The organism is Phyllobacterium chamaecytisi (assembly GCF_020164455.1).
GTDB classification, from domain to species: domain Bacteria; phylum Pseudomonadota; class Alphaproteobacteria; order Rhizobiales; family Rhizobiaceae; genus Phyllobacterium; species Phyllobacterium chamaecytisi.
The window spans coordinates 270889-287064 of sequence record NZ_JAIQWW010000003.1 but is presented as its reverse complement, the minus strand read 5'-3'; the positions used below and the strand labels follow the sequence as shown (position 1 = coordinate 287064).

The following is a 16176-nucleotide window of genomic DNA, read 5'->3' as shown; positions in this document are numbered from 1 at the left end:
TTCCGATTCACCCCTTAGCATCGGCTTTCAGGGAATACTTGTCCAGCGCCTGCCGCTATTTTCGATCGATGTCGCCGCGCCCATAGGCGAGCAGCATAGCAAGAATAACCACGCCATAGATGATCTGCCGGCCGGCTTCCGGCATCTGCATAACCGCGAGGATCGATTGCAGCAGGGTGATCAGGATAACGCCAGCAATCGTACCGAGGTAATTGCCGCGGCCGCCGAGAATATTGGTCCCGCCAAGGACGACGGCCGCAATGGCCGGCAATAAATACGGATCACCCATGGCCTGATACGCCTTGGTTGAATAACCCGCAAGCAGCACGCCGGCGAACGCCGCAGCCGCTCCCGACAGAACAAAACACCAGATGATCACCGCATTGGTGTTGACACCGGAGAGGTAAGCTGCGGCCTCGCGATTGCCCACCGCATAGACGCGGCGGCCGAATGCCGTGCGGGTCAAAAGGAAGATGGTGAGCGCGCCAACGACGACCCATATCAGCAGGGCATTGGGGATACCGAAGACCGGCCGGCCGACTGCCAGGAAATGCATCGCATCGGTGGCATGGTCCTGCGGCGCAAAACCGCCCGTATGCAACACCATCAGCCCTTGCACCACAGCGTTCATGCCAAGTGTAAAAATCATCGATGGCAGCCGCAAATAGGCCACCCCGAGGCCATTCAGCAATCCAACCATTGCACCGCAAAACACCCCGACCGGGATGGCGAGAAGATTGCCGGTCTCGCCGAACCAGCCAGCAACAGCCGTCGCCATCATCGCGCCGAGCGTCACCGTCCACGGGATCGAAAGGTCGATGTGACCGATCAGAATGACCATCATTGCGCCCGAGGCGATGATACCGAGAAAGGCGCTGATTTGCAGTTGCTGCAGCAGATATTCAGGTGAGAGGAATTCGCGGGAATAGAGTGCTCCGCCAAGCAGCATGAGGATGATGCAGGAGAACGCGATGACAAGCGAACGGTCGAACGCAAACCGCAGGGCAGGAATGGTGGCGACCGGAAGTTTCGACTCGCTCATGCGAAAAGCTCCAGGCGGTTGCGGATACGCAGGACGCGCAATGCGCCGAGACTTACCGCCGCAAGCAGGACGACCCCTTGAAACAGCGGCTGCCACAACGGATCGAGATCAAACACGAAAAGCAGATCCTCGATGGTGCGAAGCACGAACGCACCGAAGATGGATCCGATCGCCGAGCCCCAACCCCCGAACAGCGACGTTCCACCGATCACCACCGCCGCGATGGAATTCAGCGTATAGGTTCCGGCGATCGGAGCCGAGGCCTCGCCAGAATAGGTGTTGAAGGTGAGCATCAGTCCACCGATGGCGGCAAGGAAACCTGCAAGCGTATAGGCCAATAGCTTCGCCCGCTGCACCGGAACGCCGGACATATAGGCGGCCTGCTCGTTCGAGCCCACGGCATAGGCGGCACGGCCAAGCACCGAGTTCCGGTAGGGTAGCCAGACGATCAGCACGATCGCGAGGAGTACAACGAGCGCTGTCGGTATGACGCCGAAGAGCTGGCCGGTCGCAAAGTCGGCGATATCCGACTGCACGTCACCTCCCGGTCCCGGACGCACATAGAGCGCGATGCCGTAATATACGGCACCAGTCGCAAGTGTCGTGATGATCGGCTGCAGCCGGCCCCAGACAATGATGGCCCCGTTGATGAATCCGGCCAGCGCACCCGCGCCAAGCACAATGGCGATGCCGAGAAAACCTTCGCCGATCGTGCCGACCACAAGGACCGACGCCAGACAATTGGCGAGGATGAAGACCATTCCCACCGAAAGATCGAGACCGCGTGTCAACACCGGCAAGGTCTGCGCCATAGCGACCAGCGCGAGCAGAACCGCCTTGTTGGAGGCCGTGGTCGCCACCGCCGCCGTCAGCCCGACCGGATGATTGCTGACATAGATAATGAACATCACGATGAAGAGACCGATAGCTGCGAGCAATCCGCCATTGTGATGGATGCGATGGCGAAGATCGTTCATGCCGCCTGTTCCTTGTCGTCGACATTGAGTGCCGTCTCGATGATCGTGCGCTCGTTAAGGTGCTGGCCTTCCAGTTCCCGCGCGATGCTGCCGTTATACATGACAAGAACGCGGTCACAGCAGCCGATCAGCTCTGCATAGTCTGTGGAATAGAAGAGTACCGCCACTCCTTTGTCCGCAAGGTCCCGAAGCAGCTGATACACTTCCTGTTTGGTGCCTACATCGATACCGCGCGTTGGGTCGTTGAGAAGGATGATGCCGGGATCGGTCATCAACCATTTCGCCAGCACGACCTTTTGCTGGTTGCCACCCGACAGAGTGGAGACTGCGGCGGCAAGATCGGAAATCTTGATCTTCAGGCTGTCGATTATTCTTTCGACAGCGGAATGTTCTTTACCGCCATCCAGTCTCAATCCCTTCTGGAACCGGGACAACGAAGCCAGACTGATATTGTCGCGAATATTCATCGGCAGCATCAAACCTTCGGTCTTGCGGTCTTCAGGAATAAGCGCCAATGGCAGGGAAGCCCGCATTGCCGAACGCGGCCCCGAGAGACGGTGCGGTTTGCCCACTATTTCGACCGTGCCGGAAACACCCTTGAGCACACCGAAAAGCGCCAACAGCAGGGAACGCTGTCCCTGACCGTCCAATCCTCCCAGTCCGACGATTTCGCCCTTGCGAATATCAAGTGAGATGTCGCGCAACTGGGCACCCCATGAAAGGTTTTTGGCCGACAATGCTACCGGTTCTGCCGGCTTCGGCGCTGGCTTGTCAGGATAGTGATGTGTCAGTTCGCGCCCAATCATCATCTGGACGATAGCGCTGACCGAGCGCTCACCCTTCCGGAACGTTTCGATCCTCCTTCCATTGCGGAAAACGGTTGCAACATCGGCAAGAGCCTCGATCTCATGCATCCGGTGCGAAACGTAGAGAATACCCACGCCTTCAGATCGAAGCTTGCGAATGATCGCGTAGACACGTTCGACATCAGCGGCCGTCAACGCTGACGTCGCCTCGTCCAAAATGAGCAGCTTCGGCTTTTTGCCGAGCGCCTTGGCGATTTCCACCATCTGACGCCGTGACAGCGGCAGGTCGCGCACGAGTTCGAGCGGATGCACATCCTCACAGCCGATCGACGCAAGGAGTTCCCGCGCACGTTGACGCTGTCCAGCACTATCGATCAATCCTCCGCGAAGGGGAGGGGAGACGATCGAGAGATTATCCGCAACCGTCAGGTCAGGCAGTAACGAGAGCTCTTGGAACACGCAGACCACGCCTGCGGCCATCGCCTCCGTTGGATTGCGAAAATTGACGCGCCGGCCGTCGACGAAGACCTCGCCGTCGCTCGGATCGGTCACACCGGCGGCAATCTTGATCAGCGTTGATTTGCCGGCGCCGTTCTCGCCAAGAACCGCGTGAATCTCGCCTGGGTAGGCGACGAAATCCACCTCGTTCAGCGCAGCGATACCGCCATAGCGCTTCGAGACATGTTTCATTTCCAGAATTGGTGCAGCGTCCGACACGAAACCTCCTCAGAAAGAGAACCGGGGCGCACATTCTGCGCCCCGGTATTGCAGATTTACTGATCGGCTTTGGTCTGACCCATGATTTCCTGTGCACTGAAATTGATGCCGCAGGTCGGGAAGGAATTGCCAACGAAGAAGTTGTCCGTTTCTTTAGAATAGAAACTGTCGCCGTCCTTGAAATTCGGATCTTCAACGATGGACAGCGGCAGCGAAATCGATTGCGGGACGACCTCTCCTTCAAGTGCCGCAATCGCAGTCTTGATGGCAACGGCAACCTGTGCAGGGCCAGTACCTGCGGAGGTGCATTTCAATCCATCCTTGGAGTATTCGGCGCAGAGCTTGCGGAAACCATTCTCCGTTTCACCGCCCACCGGAACGAAAGGATGTTTCGCGTCGATCATGGCACGCACCGTTCCGGTCGAGCCCCCCTGAACGGAAACCCCATCGAAATGCTTGTGCACGGCAATGGCGTCAGCCACGACCTTCTGCGCAGTGCCGTCATCCCAGCGGCCGACAACTTCTACGGATTCCCACTTTCCGCCAGATTTTTTCAGGACTTCCTGAATGCCTTCGTGACGATCACGATCTACGGACGTGCCGGTAACGCCGCGAACTTCAAGCAGCTTGCCTTTGTTGCCAGGCACATTCTTGACAAGCCAGTTGCCCCACAATTCGCCAAGGCCCTTCTGATCGACATTCACATTGACGGCCTCATCGGTATCGAGTGTGTTGTCGAAAGCAACGAGGATAACGCCGGCGGCATTGGCACGCTTGATGACGGGCTTGAATGCCGTCGGGTTCTGCGCGTTGACGACGATGGCGTCATAGCCGGAATTGATGAAATTATCGACTGCCGCGATCTGCGCAGCAACATCGTCGCCAGTCGAGACCACCTTGAATTCCTTGAGCTTGGCCTTCACCTCCGGCAAGGCAGCATAGGCCTTGGCGGTCTGAATCATCTGGATACGCCAGGTGTTGCCGATGAAACCGTTCGCAAGCGCTATGCGATACGGGCCTGCCTTCTTGGGCCATTGGAAAAACTTCGTTTCCGCCGTCAGCGGCTTGAAGCATTCCGCATCCTTGCTCGGACCTTTGACGATTTCGGGCCCCGCCGCATTGGCAGATACCGTCATCACTAGAGTGGCAGCTGTAGCGGCCAACAGATATTTAAGTGTCGTTTTCATTTCGGTTCCTCCTCCTTGTTAATTATCGTCTTGCTTGCCAATTACGGGGTTTGCACACCCCGCCGTGTCGTCTCCAGTGCATAGATCGAACTCGTAGCCGCAATGAACAGCCGCGACTTTTCCGGGCCGCCAAAGGTGAGATTGGCGACGACCTCGGGCACGAGAATCCGGCCAAGCCTTTTTCCATCAGGCGTGTAACAGTGAACGCCGTCCTCGGCGGATATCCACAATAGCCCCTCGGTGTCGACGCGCAGTCCGTCCGGCACCATGTCGATCTCCGCAACCACGCGGCTGTTCCCAAGTTTTCTTCCGTCGATCACCTCGAGAGCGCGCACGTTATGCGGACGCGAATTGTCGAAACCGAAGCCGTGACCGCGTGCACGGCCGGAATCGGCGATGTAGAGCACAGTTTCGTTGGGGGAGAAGGCGAGACCGTTCGGCCTGTCGAAATCATCTGCAACGACTTCTACAAGATGTGTGTCGGGATCGAGCCGGTAAACCTGATTGCTGCCGATCTCACTTGGCGCACGAATGCCTTCATGATCGGAAATGATGCCGTAGGGCGGATCGGTAAACCAGATGGAACCATCGGATTTGACCACCACATCATTGGGAGAATTCAGGCGTTTGCCCTTCCAGTGCGTGGCGAGAACCTCGTAGCTGCCATCCTTGCCGGTGCGGCTGACACAGCGTCCGCCATGTTCGCAGGAAATCATAGCACCGGTCCGGTCCAGCGTACTGCCATTGGTTCGTTGTGACGGCTGCCGGAACACCTGCAAGCCTTTATCCTGTGACCAGGACATCATCCGGTTATTGGGAATGTCAGAAAAGCGCAGTTCTTGCGTTTCGTTGATCCAGACCGGCCCTTCGGCCCAGATGAAGCCGGTCGCGATCTGCTCCAGCCTGGCGCCATCCGGAAAAAAAGACGCGAACTGTTCATCGTCCGATGAAAGAAAGTCCTCTCCCGTTCCCATGATTTGGCTCTCCCATGCCGATTTGTCATGCTTTCACGCAGCCTATACGGCTGCTATCGTTTCCCGGTCTTCAGCCGCCGCTCACGTGTTGGTCTGTTATCGGCTGCAGGCATCTCCAGCAATTCAATGTAAGAAGAACGTGTCCATTCCATATGCCAGGCCAGCAATTCCACAACCTTCTCATTGTCGCCCCTCGTAACCAGCTCAAGCAGGCGCTTGTGCTCTCCATGCGACTTTTCATTGAGTGCAGGATTGAGTGACAGCCGGTTGCGCAATGCCTGGATGCGGAACGCGATAACGGTGAACGTCTCGGACAGAAACTGATTTTCTGAGAGATCGAACATTGCTTGATGGAACATCCCGTCAAGAACGCGGTAATCCTGCGTGTTTCCATTTGCCATCGCCACGTCCATGTCGGCGACAAGCTCCGCCCAACGGCGGCGCAGGGCATCCCGATTGCGGTCCATGACCAAACGAAGGGCGGCGAGTTCGAGTATGGAACGCATCTCGGCAAGTTGCACAACCTGGACCGAACTCATTTCGAAGACGAAGGTACCACGCTGGGGGTGGATCTCGACAAGGCCCTGACGCTTCAGTTCCAGAAGCGCCTCGCGTACCGGAGTCTTGCTGACGCCCAGTTCCTGAGCCAGCGCGAGTTCCGACAAGGGTTCGCCACACTGCAGCGTTCCGTGTACAATGCGGCTGCGAATATGCGCGGCCGCCTGTTCCGTCAGTGAAGGACCTCTTGCAAGCGTCAGGGTCACAAAGACATCTCCTGTCGTACTTATATCTGAGATATCATATATTAGCCGTATAGACACCTAGATACTTGTAGGGATGGTGAGCAGATGGCGGAAATTCTCGTTAAGGCTGATGAGCTTGCGAAACGCCTGCTGGCCGCGCTTGTGGCCGAAGGCGTCCCTGATGAGGGAGCAGCCGCTACGACAAAAGCCCTGATGCACGCATCTCTCCTCGGCGTGGACAGTCATGGCGCCCGATTGATCACCCATTATTGCAAGGTCCTGCGCGGTGGGCGCGTCAATCCGCGAGCTGCTGTTTCCTGCCACCGCACGGGTCCTGCCACGGCCATGGTCGACGGCGACAATGGGCTTGGCCACCTAACCGCATATCGCGCTGTGGCTGTCGCCATCGAGCTCGCCCGGGAAAGCGGCATAGGTGCCGTTGGCGCGACCCGTTCCTCACATCTCGGGGCTGCAGGCGCTTATGCGCTCGCCATTGCGGAAGCGGGCATGGTCGGCTTTGCCACCACCAATACCGACTCGATCGTGGGACTTTTCGATGGTGCCGAGCCATTTCACGGAACCAACCCGCTTGCCTTTGCCGCGCCGGTTAAGGGCGAAAAACCATGGCTGCTCGACATGGCAACTTCGTCCATCCCGCTCAACCGCGTCCTGCTTTACCGTTCCTTGGATAAGGAGTTGCCTGAGGGCGTTGCAGCGGACGCGGCCGGCGCCCCGACCCGCGATCCGAATGTCGCGCAGATGTTATTGCCACTTGGCGGCGCGGATTTCGGTTTCAAGGGTGCCGGACTTGCCGGTGTCGCGACACTACTTTCCGCCGTACTGACAGGTACGACACTCGACCCTGATTTTATCCCGATGGTCGACAGCGACGACATCTCGACGCCGCGCAATATGGGACATTTCGTTCTGGCTATCGATCCTGCACGCTTCGCAGGGGCGAACATCTTCGCCGCAGGCATACGTGCCTATCTCGATCAGCTTCGGGCAGTTCCCGCCGTTGATGGCGGGAAGGTCATGGCGCCGGGCGATCGCGAATGGGCCGTGGAAGAGCAGCGCCTGCGAGACGGCATACCGCTCGATCCCGATACAGCGGCGTTTCTTGGCTTTTAGTCGGACCGCCAATTTTTCCCATCAAAACCACTCAAAAAGAGTTGCACACCTCATTTCGCTGATCTAAGACTTTAGGCGGAGGAGAATTCTCGTGGGGAAGATGACGCTCGAAGACGTCGCCCGAGAAGCCGGTGTCAGTTTAGCAACGGTCGATCGTGTCGTAAACGGAAGGATCGGTGTGCACGCGCGCACCATCGAACGCGTCAATGCGGCAATCAAACAGCTGGGCTTTCTACCCGATCCACATGCGTCCCGGCTCGCTCGCGGACGCGACTATGATTTCCGCATCATCCTGCCCACCGGCGAAAATGAATTCATGATGGCCCTTGGCGCCGAGTTCCGCGCCACGCGCGAGCGGCAATTGCAAGAGCGTGTCCGCCTGTCGATCCAGCACGTCGATACGTTCGACGGCGAGGCACTCGCGGCAGCCCTTGAAAGGCTCCCGTCCGGGATCGATGGCGTGGCTGTCGTTGCGCTCGATCATCCCGCTGTCACCGAGGCGATCAACGCGCTGGCAGACGCCGGTGTGGTCGTGCTTACCCTCGTGTCCGACGTACCGAATTCACGGCGGGCGCATTATGTCGGCATCGACAACTTTGCCGCCGGACGGACAGCCGCCTCGCTGATCGGCCGCTTCGTCGGGCCGCGCAAGGGCAAGGTCGGCATGATCGCCGGGTCGCTGGCATTGCGCGATCACGTCGAGCGCCAATTCGGTTTCGAACAGATCCTCTCCCGAGAATATCCAAACCTCGAAGTGCTCCCGGTCCGCGAGGCGCGCGACGAGAACGCACGCGTTGAGGCCGTTGCCCGATCGTTGCTGCGGGACCATCCGGACCTTGTCGCCATCTACAATGCTGGCGGCGGGCAAGCAGGCGTCATCGCTGCGCTCGAAGCGACAAACCACGTTTCCGACGTGATCTTCGTCGCGCACGAACTGACGCCCTCGACGCGCCGCCATCTTGTACGCGGCACAGTCGACGCGCTCATCAATCAGGATACGGGTCATATGGCGCGCAGCGCTGCCCGCATCCTGACTGCCTTGCGCGAGGGACGTCCGATCGTGCCGGGTCAGGAACATATTCGAATCGACATATTTCTCAGGGACAACATGCCTTGACGGCAAAATCTGGAATTGGAGGATTGACATGAAGACGATCAAGGGACCGGCCATTTTCCTCGCGCAGTTCGCGGGCGATGCAGCGCCGTTCAATTCGCTTGATGCCATGTGCGGGTGGGCAGCAGGGCTGGGCTACAAGGGGATCCAGATACCGGCGTGGGATGGGCGCCTTATCGATCTGAAGAAGGCTTCGGATTCGAAGGACTACTGCGACGAGATCGCCGGTGTCGCCGCTTCGCATGGCCTGACCATCACCGAACTCGCGACCCACCTTCAGGGCCAGCTCGTTGCGGTTCATCCGGTCTATGACGAGTTGATGGACGGCTTTGCCGCCCCGGAAGTGCATGGCAATCCGAAGGCGCGGCAGGAGTGGGCAGTGGATCAGCTCAAGCGTGCCGCGCGCGCTTCAAAACACCTCGGTCTCAAGGCCATACCGACGTTTTCCGGCGCACTCGCTTGGCCATTCCTTTATCCGTTTCCGCAGCGCCCAGCGGGTCTTGTTGAAGCGGCATTCGATGAGCTGGCGAAACGCTGGACACCGATCCTGAATTATTTCGACGAGCAGGGTGTCGACGCAGCCTATGAGATCCATCCCGGTGAAGACCTGCACGACGGCATCACCTACGAGATGTTCCTCGAGCGGGTGAAAAACCATTCCCGCGCCAATCTCCTCTATGATCCGTCCCACTTTGTCCTGCAGCAGCTCGATTACCTCGACTATATCGACATCTACCACGAGAAGATCAAAGCCTTCCACGTCAAGGATGCCGAGTTCAATCCGACTGGACGCCAGGGCGTTTATGGCGGCTACCAGTCGTGGGTCGATCGTGCAGGCCGTTTCCGCTCGCTCGGCGACGGGCAGGTTGATTTCGGTGCGGTCTTCTCCAAGCTGACCGCCTATGATTTCGATGGCTGGGCAGTGCTTGAATGGGAATGCGCCTTGAAGCACCCGGAGGACGGCGCGCGCGAAGGTGCGCAGTTCATCGACGCGCACCTGATCCGCGTCACCGAGCGCGCTTTCGATGATTTTGCCGGTTCTGGTACCGATGACGCGGCCAATCGCCGTATTCTTGGCCTGAAATAGAGGATCGAATAATGGCTATTGGAGCATCCAGGGAGAAATCCGCAAGCCGCCGCATCCGTATCGGTATGGTTGGTGGCGGGCAGGGCGCGTTTATCGGCGCAGTCCACCGTATTGCGCTGCGCATGGACGATCAGTATGAGCTCGTTGCAGGCGCGCTCTCATCCGATCCGGCGCGCGCCAAAGCTTCCGCGAAGGAAATCGGGATCGCCGAAGACCGCGCCTACACTTCGTTCGAGGAGATGGCCAAGGCCGAGGCCAAGCGTCCTGACGGCATCGAAGCGGTTTCCATCGTCACGCCGAACCACATGCACGCCCCGGCGGCAAAGGCATTCCTGAAAGCGGGTATCCACGTCATCTGCGACAAGCCGCTGACCACCACGGTCAAGGAGGCAAAGGAACTCGTGTCGCTGGTCAACAAGACCGGCAAGCTTTTCATCGTCACGCATAATTACACCGGCTATCCAATGATGCGGCAGGCGCGCGCCATGGTGGCAAAGGGAATGCTCGGCGATATCCGGGTTGTGCAGGCGGAATATCCGCAGGACTGGATGACGGAGAAAACCGAAGCCACAGGCAACAAGCAGGCCGAATGGCGCATCGATCCGAAGCGCTCGGGTGCAGGCGGTGCCATCGGTGATATCGGCACGCACGCCTACAATCTTGCCTGCTTCGTTTCAGGCCTCAAGCTCAAGCAGCTCTGCGCTGAGCTCACCAGTTTTGGCGAGGGTAGGGTGCTCGATGACGATGTGCAGATCCTCATGCGCTTCGACGGCGGTGCCAAGGGCATGATCTGGGCGAGCCAGGTGGCGCCAGGCAATGAGAATGGCCTCAAGCTGCGCATCTACGGCACCAAGGGCGGGCTGGAATGGACGCAGGCCGACCCGAACTATCTCTGGTACACGCCTTTCGGCAAGCCGAAGCAATTGCTCACGCGCGGAGGTGCTGGCGCATCGCCGGAGGCAGCGCGTTTGACCCGCGTGCCGTCCGGCCATCCGGAAGGTTATCTCGAAGGCTTCGCGAATATCTATTCAGAGGCCGCGCAGGCGATCATCGCTGCACGAAGTGGAAAAAAGCAGCCTAAGGATGTGATTTTTCCGACTGTGGACGATGGGCTTGCGGGGATGGAATTCATCGAGGCTGCAGTGAAGTCGTCCAAGGCGGGCGGCGTTTGGACGAAGGTGTGATGAGCGACAACCCAACCAAGGCTGCGGCAGTGCCAGTGCTTGAAGCACGCGGTATAGCCAAGGCGTTCGGTCCGGTCGAGGTATTGACGGACATCAGCCTGCGCGTCATGCCCGGCGAGGTGCATGCCATCATCGGCGAAAACGGTGCCGGCAAGTCGACGCTGATGAAACTCCTGAGCGGACACCTCCAGCCGACGCGGGGTACCGTCGCGATGGACGGGGAACCGGTAAGTTTCGCCGGACCCGTCGACGCGGAACATCGTGGTCTGGTCCTGGTGCACCAGGAGATATTGCTGGCGCCCGACCTGACCGTAGCGCAAAACATCTTCATGGGACGCGAGTTGAAACGCGGGCTCATGGTCAATGACCGCGAGATGAACCGTCAGTCAGCCGAGGCTGTGCAAAGTCTTGGAGCTGATATCGATCCGACGACGCAGATTTCGCGGCTTTCCATCGCCCGGCGCCAACTGGTCCAGATCGCTCGCGCACTTCAGGTGCCGCATCGCGTCGTGATCTTCGATGAGCCTACCGCGTCGCTGACACCGTTCGAAACGGAAGCGCTGCTGAAGGTCATCCGCGATCTTCGGGACAGGGGCGTGGCCATCCTTTACATCTCGCATCGCCTGCCGGAGGTAGGCGCCATCGCCGACCGCATCACGGTGCTGCGCGACGGCAAGCTTATCGCCACACGCGAAGCCTCGGAATTGCAGCCGGTGGATATGGCGCGGCTGATGGTCGGGCGTGATATGTCGAAGCTCTATCCGGAGCGCGAAGATACGGCGAGCCATCAGAACGTGCTCGAGGTCCAGAACTTCGATGTTCCTGGATATGCACGCGATGCGTCGTTCACGTTGCGCAAAGGCGAGATTTTGGGCTTTGCCGGGCTGATCGGCGCTGGCCGGACCGAGCTTCTCGAAGGCATCGTCGGGTTGCGCACCGGCCATGGCGAAGTCAAGCTCAACGGCAATCCGGTCAAGTTCAAAACGGTGCGCGACAGTATGGCTGCGGGCATCGTGTACCTGAGCGAAGATCGCAAGGGCAAAGGGCTGCTCCTTGCGCAGGATCTGCGTACGAACCTCACGCTGGCAACGCTGGAGAAGTTCACCAGGGGCCCGCTTATCGAGCGCAAGCGTGAAGATAACAGCCTCGACAAGGCGATTACCGATTTCGATATACGTGCACGCCGCCGCGACCTTCTCGCCGGACAGCTCTCCGGCGGCAACCAGCAAAAGCTGCTGCTTGCCAAGATGATGCTGCTTGAACCCAGCATCGTCATCATAGACGAGCCGACGCGCGGCATCGACATCGGCACCAAGGAACAGATCTATAAATTCATTGCCGATCTCGCCAAGGCGGGCAAATCGGTCATCGTGATTTCCTCGGAAATGCAGGAACTCATCGGCATATGTCACCGCATACTCGTCATGCGTTCGTCACGCATTGTCGGCGAGGTTACGGGCGAGGCAATGACCGAAGACGAAATCGTCGTCTACGCCACGGGCGTCAAAATCAACGAAGCAGAGCTTTACTCGGCGGGGAACGCATGACCGACACGAAAACAATCACCGACACACGCGGTTTTGGCCGCAAGCTGGCGGATCTCGACAAGACGGCCGTTGCGCCATTCCTGGCGCTTGCCGCGTTGTTCGTTCTCGGCGCTTTGGTCAATCCAAATTTCCTGTCGATCGACAACCTGCTCAACGTTCTGACCCGGTCATCCTTCATTGCCATCATTGCGATTGGGGCGACATTCGTCATCTCTGCCGGCGGTCTCGACCTGTCGGTTGGTTCCATGGCGGCGCTTGTCGCCGGCATCATGATCCTGTTCCTGAATTCGGGAGCAATCGATGGCGACATGGCCATGCTGGCCACGGGCATCGTCGTTGCGATCGGTGTCGGCGCTCTTGCAGGACTGCTCAACGGCGCGGTCATTACCATCGGCAAGATCGAACCTTTCATCGTCACGCTCGGCACCATGGCAATCTTCCGGTCGGTCACGGTCTGGCTGGCGGATGGCGGCTCGATCGCAATGAAATCCATTGCGATGCGCAATATGTTCCGCCCGGTCTATACCGGCGTGTTTCTCGGCCTGCCGATACCGGTCTGGGTCATCATTGCAGCCGGCCTGCTCGGCGCGTTCATACTCTACAAGACATCGTTCGGACGGCACGTGATCGCCGTCGGTTCGAACGAGGATGTGGCTAAATATTCTGGGATCCACGTCAATCGCGTCCGCGCCATGACCTATATCATTCAAGGCATCTGCGTCGCCATCGCCGTCGTCGTTTACGTTCCGCGGCTAGGCGCCGCGACCACGACAACAGGCATGCTATGGGAACTCCAGGCGATCACCGCAGTGGTCATCGGCGGCACTGCACTGCGTGGGGGTGTCGGCCGTATTTGGGGTACGATCTGCGGTGCCTTCATGCTGGAGATCGTCGGCAACATCATGGTGCTTTCGAACATCGTCAGTGAATATCTGATCGGCGCGGTACAAGGCACGATCATCATTATCGCCATGCTGGTTCAACGAACGCTGCAAAAGAAAAAATAGTCGGCAGACTATACGCATAAGGGGGCGGGAGGCTGCTCCTTCTAAGGGAACGGGGGGAAAAGGGCCACCCACCGAGCCGCAATCAAGGCCCGAGCTAAATTGGGAGAAACCAAATGCGTAAACTTTTGATCGGTCTTGCCGGGGCGGCACTCGCTTCGACCATGACCTTCGCCTACGCTCAGGACAAAAAAGAGGTCAACATCGCCGTCTCCATTCCGGCGGCAGATCATGGCTGGACAGGCGGCGTTGTCTACCACGCCGAACGGGCTGCCAAGCTGCTTGAAGCTGCTCATCCGGGCCTCAAGATCACCATCAAGACTTCACCGGATGGTGCATCGCAGGCGAATGCACTCGAAGATCTGACGACGCAGGGCATCGACGCACTTGTTACCCTGCCGCACAATTCCGACGAGCTGACCGATCCGCTGCGTCAGGTCAAGGAAAAGGGCGTGTTCGTCACCGTGGTTGACCGCGCTCTGTCCGATCCGACGATTCAGGATCTCTACGTTGCCGGTAACAACCCGGAGCTCGGCCGCGTCGCTGGCGAGTACCTCAAGGACACGCTGAAGACCGGCGATGTCGCTGTTATCCGCGGTCTGCCGATCGTCATCGACGAAGAGCGCCAGAAGGGCTTTGACGATGCGATCGCTGGCAGCGGTATCAAGGTTCTCGACAAGCAATTCGGTAACTGGTCACGCGATGATGCCTTCAAGATCATGCAGGACTACCTGACCAAGTTTCCGAAGATCGACGCCGTGTGGTGCCAGGATGACGATATGGCTGTCGGCGTACTCGAGGCCATCAGCCAGGCAAAGCGCACTGACATCAAGATGGTCATCGGCGGTGCCGGCATGAAGGACATGATCAAGCGCGTTGCCGATGGCGATGCAATGACACCGATCAACGTGCTCTATCCGCCTTCAATGATTGCGACGGCAATGGAACTCACGGTCGCAAACTTCTACGATCAAGTTCCCGTGCGCGGCAAATACATCCTCGATGCCACACTGGTCACCAAGGATAACGCCAAGGAGTTCTACTTCCCGGATTCGCCCTTCTGATCTGAGACGCATATCCCATTGAAAAAGAAAGGGCCCGCAAGGGCCCTTTTTGTTTGGTCAGGGTTGGCGCCGGGGGGACTCTAACCCCGACGCCACCCTGTTGCGGCAAGCAGGAATATGGCTGTAACAGCGGTCATGCTATGGCCAATGCTTGCTGCAAATTGGCAGGTCTTTTTAACTTGAGTTATTGACTCTCGTTTAGGTTGAGTCATAAAGATGAATAACATAGTCAAGTTTAAATAAGCGGGATGATGCGGGCAGCGTTGTCCCGGACAAAAAGGAACAGAAAAGGCTCACTGCCATGTCCCCACGTCAAATCATCGATATGCAGGTGCGTCTCCCCAACACTGCGCCGGTTCGCGCCAATTTTTCCGAGCCGATACAAAAGGACATCCGCGTCTACGGTAGCGACATCCTTTTCGACGGTACCAACGAAGTTGGCATTGAACACGCTGGCTCTCTCTACCGACTCAAAATCACCCGGCAGGGCAAATTGATCCTGAATAAATAATTCCCATCAACAGGCTTGAAACATGACTGACGCAGTAAAACCAACACCCGAGGCAATTCGGCAGGCGCGGACGGACAACCCGAAAATGCGCGAGCGCGATCTTGCGCAGCAGCTGCAGATCTCGGAAGCCGATCTGGTGGCTGCCTATTGCGGGATCAATGTCGTTCGCATCAACCCGCACATCGAAACATTTCTGACTGAAATCGAATCGCTTGGCGAAGTGATGGCGCTCACCCGCAACGAGAGTGCGGTGCATGAGAAGATCGGCGTCTATGACAAGCCCATCGTCGGCAAGCACGCCTCGATGCTGCTCGGCGAGCAGATCGACATGCGACTTTTTCCCAATGCCTGGGCACACGGTTTTGCCGTCGAAAAGCAGGATGGCGACGACATTCGGCGTAGCCTGCAATTCTTTGACGCAGCCGGCGAGGCGATCCACAAGATCCACCTTCGGCCGGCCTCCAATCTCGAAGCCTACCAAACTCTCGTAGCCAAACTTCGTCTCGATGATCAGTCACAGTCCGTGCAACTGACAGCCCTGCCGAAGCCGGAGGAAAAAACCGCAGAGCTTGAAGAGTTGGACGCGACCGGCTTGCGCGACCGCTGGACCCAGATGAAGGATGTACACGAATTTTTCGGCATCCTGCGTTCGCTGAATATGACCCGTCATCAGGCGGTACAGGTGATCGGACAAGACTACGCGTGGCAACTCGATACGGCCGCATTGACCGCAATGATGCACGATGCAGCGCAGGAGCAACTGCCGATCATGTGCTTTGTCGGTAATCGCGGCTGCATCCAGATTCATTCGGGACCAATTCACAACGTGAAGCCGATGGGTCCGTGGATCAACATCCTCGACGAAACCTTTCATATGCATCTGCGTACCGATCACATTGCCGAGCTTTGGGCAGTGCGCAAGCCTACCAAGGACGGGCATGTTACCTCGCTCGAAGCCTATGGCGTCGAGGGCGACATGATCGTCCAGTTCTTCGGCAAGCGCCATGAGGGCTCCGGCGAACGTGGCGATTGGCGTCAGCTTGTCGAAGCTCTGCCACGCCTCATGCGCACCGCGGCATAGGAAATGA

The 16176-nt window shown here is 58.3% G+C and carries 15 protein-coding genes; 9 read left to right on the top strand and 6 right to left on the bottom strand.

Features of this window, described 5'->3' with window-relative positions; all coding sequences use genetic code 11:
• Window positions 1–55: 55 nt before the first annotated feature.
• Genes LB462_RS06990 through LB462_RS06965 form a run of 6 tightly spaced genes read right to left on the bottom strand, consistent with a single transcriptional unit; the run spans window position 56 to window position 6467 of the window.
• On the bottom strand, window positions 56–1042 hold the full coding sequence (locus LB462_RS06990; protein ID WP_224506580.1) for an ABC transporter permease: 987 nt from the start codon (window positions 1040–1042) through the stop codon (window positions 56–58).
• Window positions 1039–2019, bottom strand: a complete 981-nt coding sequence (locus tag LB462_RS06985; protein ID WP_224506579.1) for an ABC transporter permease — start codon at window positions 2017–2019, stop codon at window positions 1039–1041. The genes LB462_RS06990 and LB462_RS06985 overlap by 4 nt, the downstream gene beginning before the upstream one ends.
• Window positions 2016–3542, bottom strand: coding sequence for a sugar ABC transporter ATP-binding protein (locus LB462_RS06980; protein ID WP_370637079.1), 1527 nt, complete (start codon window positions 3540–3542; stop codon window positions 2016–2018). The genes LB462_RS06985 and LB462_RS06980 overlap by 4 nt, the downstream gene beginning before the upstream one ends.
• Before the next feature lie 56 nt (window positions 3543–3598).
• A complete protein-coding gene (locus LB462_RS06975) occupies window positions 3599–4729 on the bottom strand; it encodes a sugar ABC transporter substrate-binding protein (protein WP_224506578.1) in 1131 nt (376 codons plus the stop codon).
• A gap of 41 nt (window positions 4730–4770) precedes the next feature.
• The gene (locus tag LB462_RS06970) at window positions 4771–5703 is read right to left on the bottom strand and encodes an SMP-30/gluconolactonase/LRE family protein (RefSeq protein WP_224506577.1); all 933 of its coding nucleotides are present in this window, start codon (window positions 5701–5703) and stop codon (window positions 4771–4773) included.
• Window positions 5704–5756: 53 nt separating this feature from the next.
• Window positions 5757–6467: a GntR family transcriptional regulator gene (locus tag LB462_RS06965; protein ID WP_224506576.1), complete on the bottom strand. Its 711-nt coding sequence runs from the start codon at window positions 6465–6467 to the stop codon at window positions 5757–5759.
• Window positions 6468–6551: 84 nt separating this feature from the next.
• Here LB462_RS06965 and LB462_RS06960 point away from each other — a divergent pair, with 84 nt between their 5' ends.
• The 9 genes from LB462_RS06960 (at window position 6552) to LB462_RS06920 (ending at window position 16169) form a co-directional block, all read left to right on the top strand.
• On the top strand, window positions 6552–7577 hold the full coding sequence (locus tag LB462_RS06960) for an Ldh family oxidoreductase (protein WP_224506575.1): 1026 nt from the start codon (window positions 6552–6554) through the stop codon (window positions 7575–7577).
• Between the two features lie 100 nt (window positions 7578–7677).
• Window positions 7678–8694: a LacI family DNA-binding transcriptional regulator gene (locus LB462_RS06955; protein ID WP_224506654.1), complete on the top strand. Its 1017-nt coding sequence runs from the start codon at window positions 7678–7680 to the stop codon at window positions 8692–8694.
• A gap of 28 nt (window positions 8695–8722) precedes the next feature.
• Window positions 8723–9778: a sugar phosphate isomerase/epimerase family protein gene (locus LB462_RS06950; RefSeq protein ID WP_224506574.1), complete on the top strand. Its 1056-nt coding sequence runs from the start codon at window positions 8723–8725 to the stop codon at window positions 9776–9778.
• 11 nt (window positions 9779–9789) lie between these two features.
• Complete coding sequence (locus LB462_RS06945) at window positions 9790–10962, top strand: Gfo/Idh/MocA family protein (RefSeq protein ID WP_224506573.1); 1173 nt, start codon at window positions 9790–9792, stop codon at window positions 10960–10962.
• Window positions 10962–12509 (top strand): sugar ABC transporter ATP-binding protein, encoded by a 1548-nt coding sequence (locus LB462_RS06940; protein ID WP_224506572.1) that lies wholly within the window; start codon window positions 10962–10964, stop codon window positions 12507–12509. Before LB462_RS06945 ends, LB462_RS06940 begins: the two co-directional genes overlap by 1 nt.
• Complete coding sequence (locus LB462_RS06935) at window positions 12506–13516, top strand: ABC transporter permease (RefSeq protein ID WP_112531535.1); 1011 nt, start codon at window positions 12506–12508, stop codon at window positions 13514–13516. The genes LB462_RS06940 and LB462_RS06935 overlap by 4 nt, the downstream gene beginning before the upstream one ends.
• Before the next feature lie 113 nt (window positions 13517–13629).
• Entirely contained in the window at window positions 13630–14577 is a 948-nt protein-coding gene (locus LB462_RS06930; protein ID WP_112531534.1) for a substrate-binding domain-containing protein, read from the top strand.
• 325 nt (window positions 14578–14902) lie between these two features.
• A complete protein-coding gene (gene hemP, locus LB462_RS06925; RefSeq protein ID WP_370637087.1) occupies window positions 14903–15088 on the top strand; it encodes a hemin uptake protein HemP in 186 nt (61 codons plus the stop codon).
• Between the two features lie 22 nt (window positions 15089–15110).
• Entirely contained in the window at window positions 15111–16169 is a 1059-nt protein-coding gene (locus LB462_RS06920; protein ID WP_224506570.1) for a hemin-degrading factor, read from the top strand.
• The last annotated feature ends 7 nt before the right edge of the window (window positions 16170–16176 follow it).

Coding starts and splice junctions, on each gene's coding strand:
- LB462_RS06990 (WP_224506580.1), bottom strand. CDS start 1,042: ATGAGCGAGTCGAAACTTCCGGTCGCCACCATTCCTGCCCTGCGGTTT.
- LB462_RS06985 (WP_224506579.1), bottom strand. CDS start 2,019: ATGAACGATCTTCGCCATCGCATCCATCACAATGGCGGATTGCTCGCA.
- LB462_RS06975 (WP_224506578.1), bottom strand. CDS start 4,729: ATGAAAACGACACTTAAATATCTGTTGGCCGCTACAGCTGCCACTCTA.
- LB462_RS06970 (WP_224506577.1), bottom strand. CDS start 5,703: ATGGGAACGGGAGAGGACTTTCTTTCATCGGACGATGAACAGTTCGCG.
- LB462_RS06960 (WP_224506575.1), top strand. CDS start 6,552: ATGGCGGAAATTCTCGTTAAGGCTGATGAGCTTGCGAAACGCCTGCTG.
- LB462_RS06955 (WP_224506654.1), top strand. CDS start 7,678: ATGACGCTCGAAGACGTCGCCCGAGAAGCCGGTGTCAGTTTAGCAACG.
- LB462_RS06950 (WP_224506574.1), top strand. CDS start 8,723: ATGAAGACGATCAAGGGACCGGCCATTTTCCTCGCGCAGTTCGCGGGC.
- LB462_RS06945 (WP_224506573.1), top strand. CDS start 9,790: ATGGCTATTGGAGCATCCAGGGAGAAATCCGCAAGCCGCCGCATCCGT.
- LB462_RS06940 (WP_224506572.1), top strand. CDS start 10,962: ATGAGCGACAACCCAACCAAGGCTGCGGCAGTGCCAGTGCTTGAAGCA.
- LB462_RS06935 (WP_112531535.1), top strand. CDS start 12,506: ATGACCGACACGAAAACAATCACCGACACACGCGGTTTTGGCCGCAAG.
- LB462_RS06930 (WP_112531534.1), top strand. CDS start 13,630: ATGCGTAAACTTTTGATCGGTCTTGCCGGGGCGGCACTCGCTTCGACC.
- hemP (WP_370637087.1), top strand. CDS start 14,903: ATGCAGGTGCGTCTCCCCAACACTGCGCCGGTTCGCGCCAATTTTTCC.
- LB462_RS06920 (WP_224506570.1), top strand. CDS start 15,111: ATGACTGACGCAGTAAAACCAACACCCGAGGCAATTCGGCAGGCGCGG.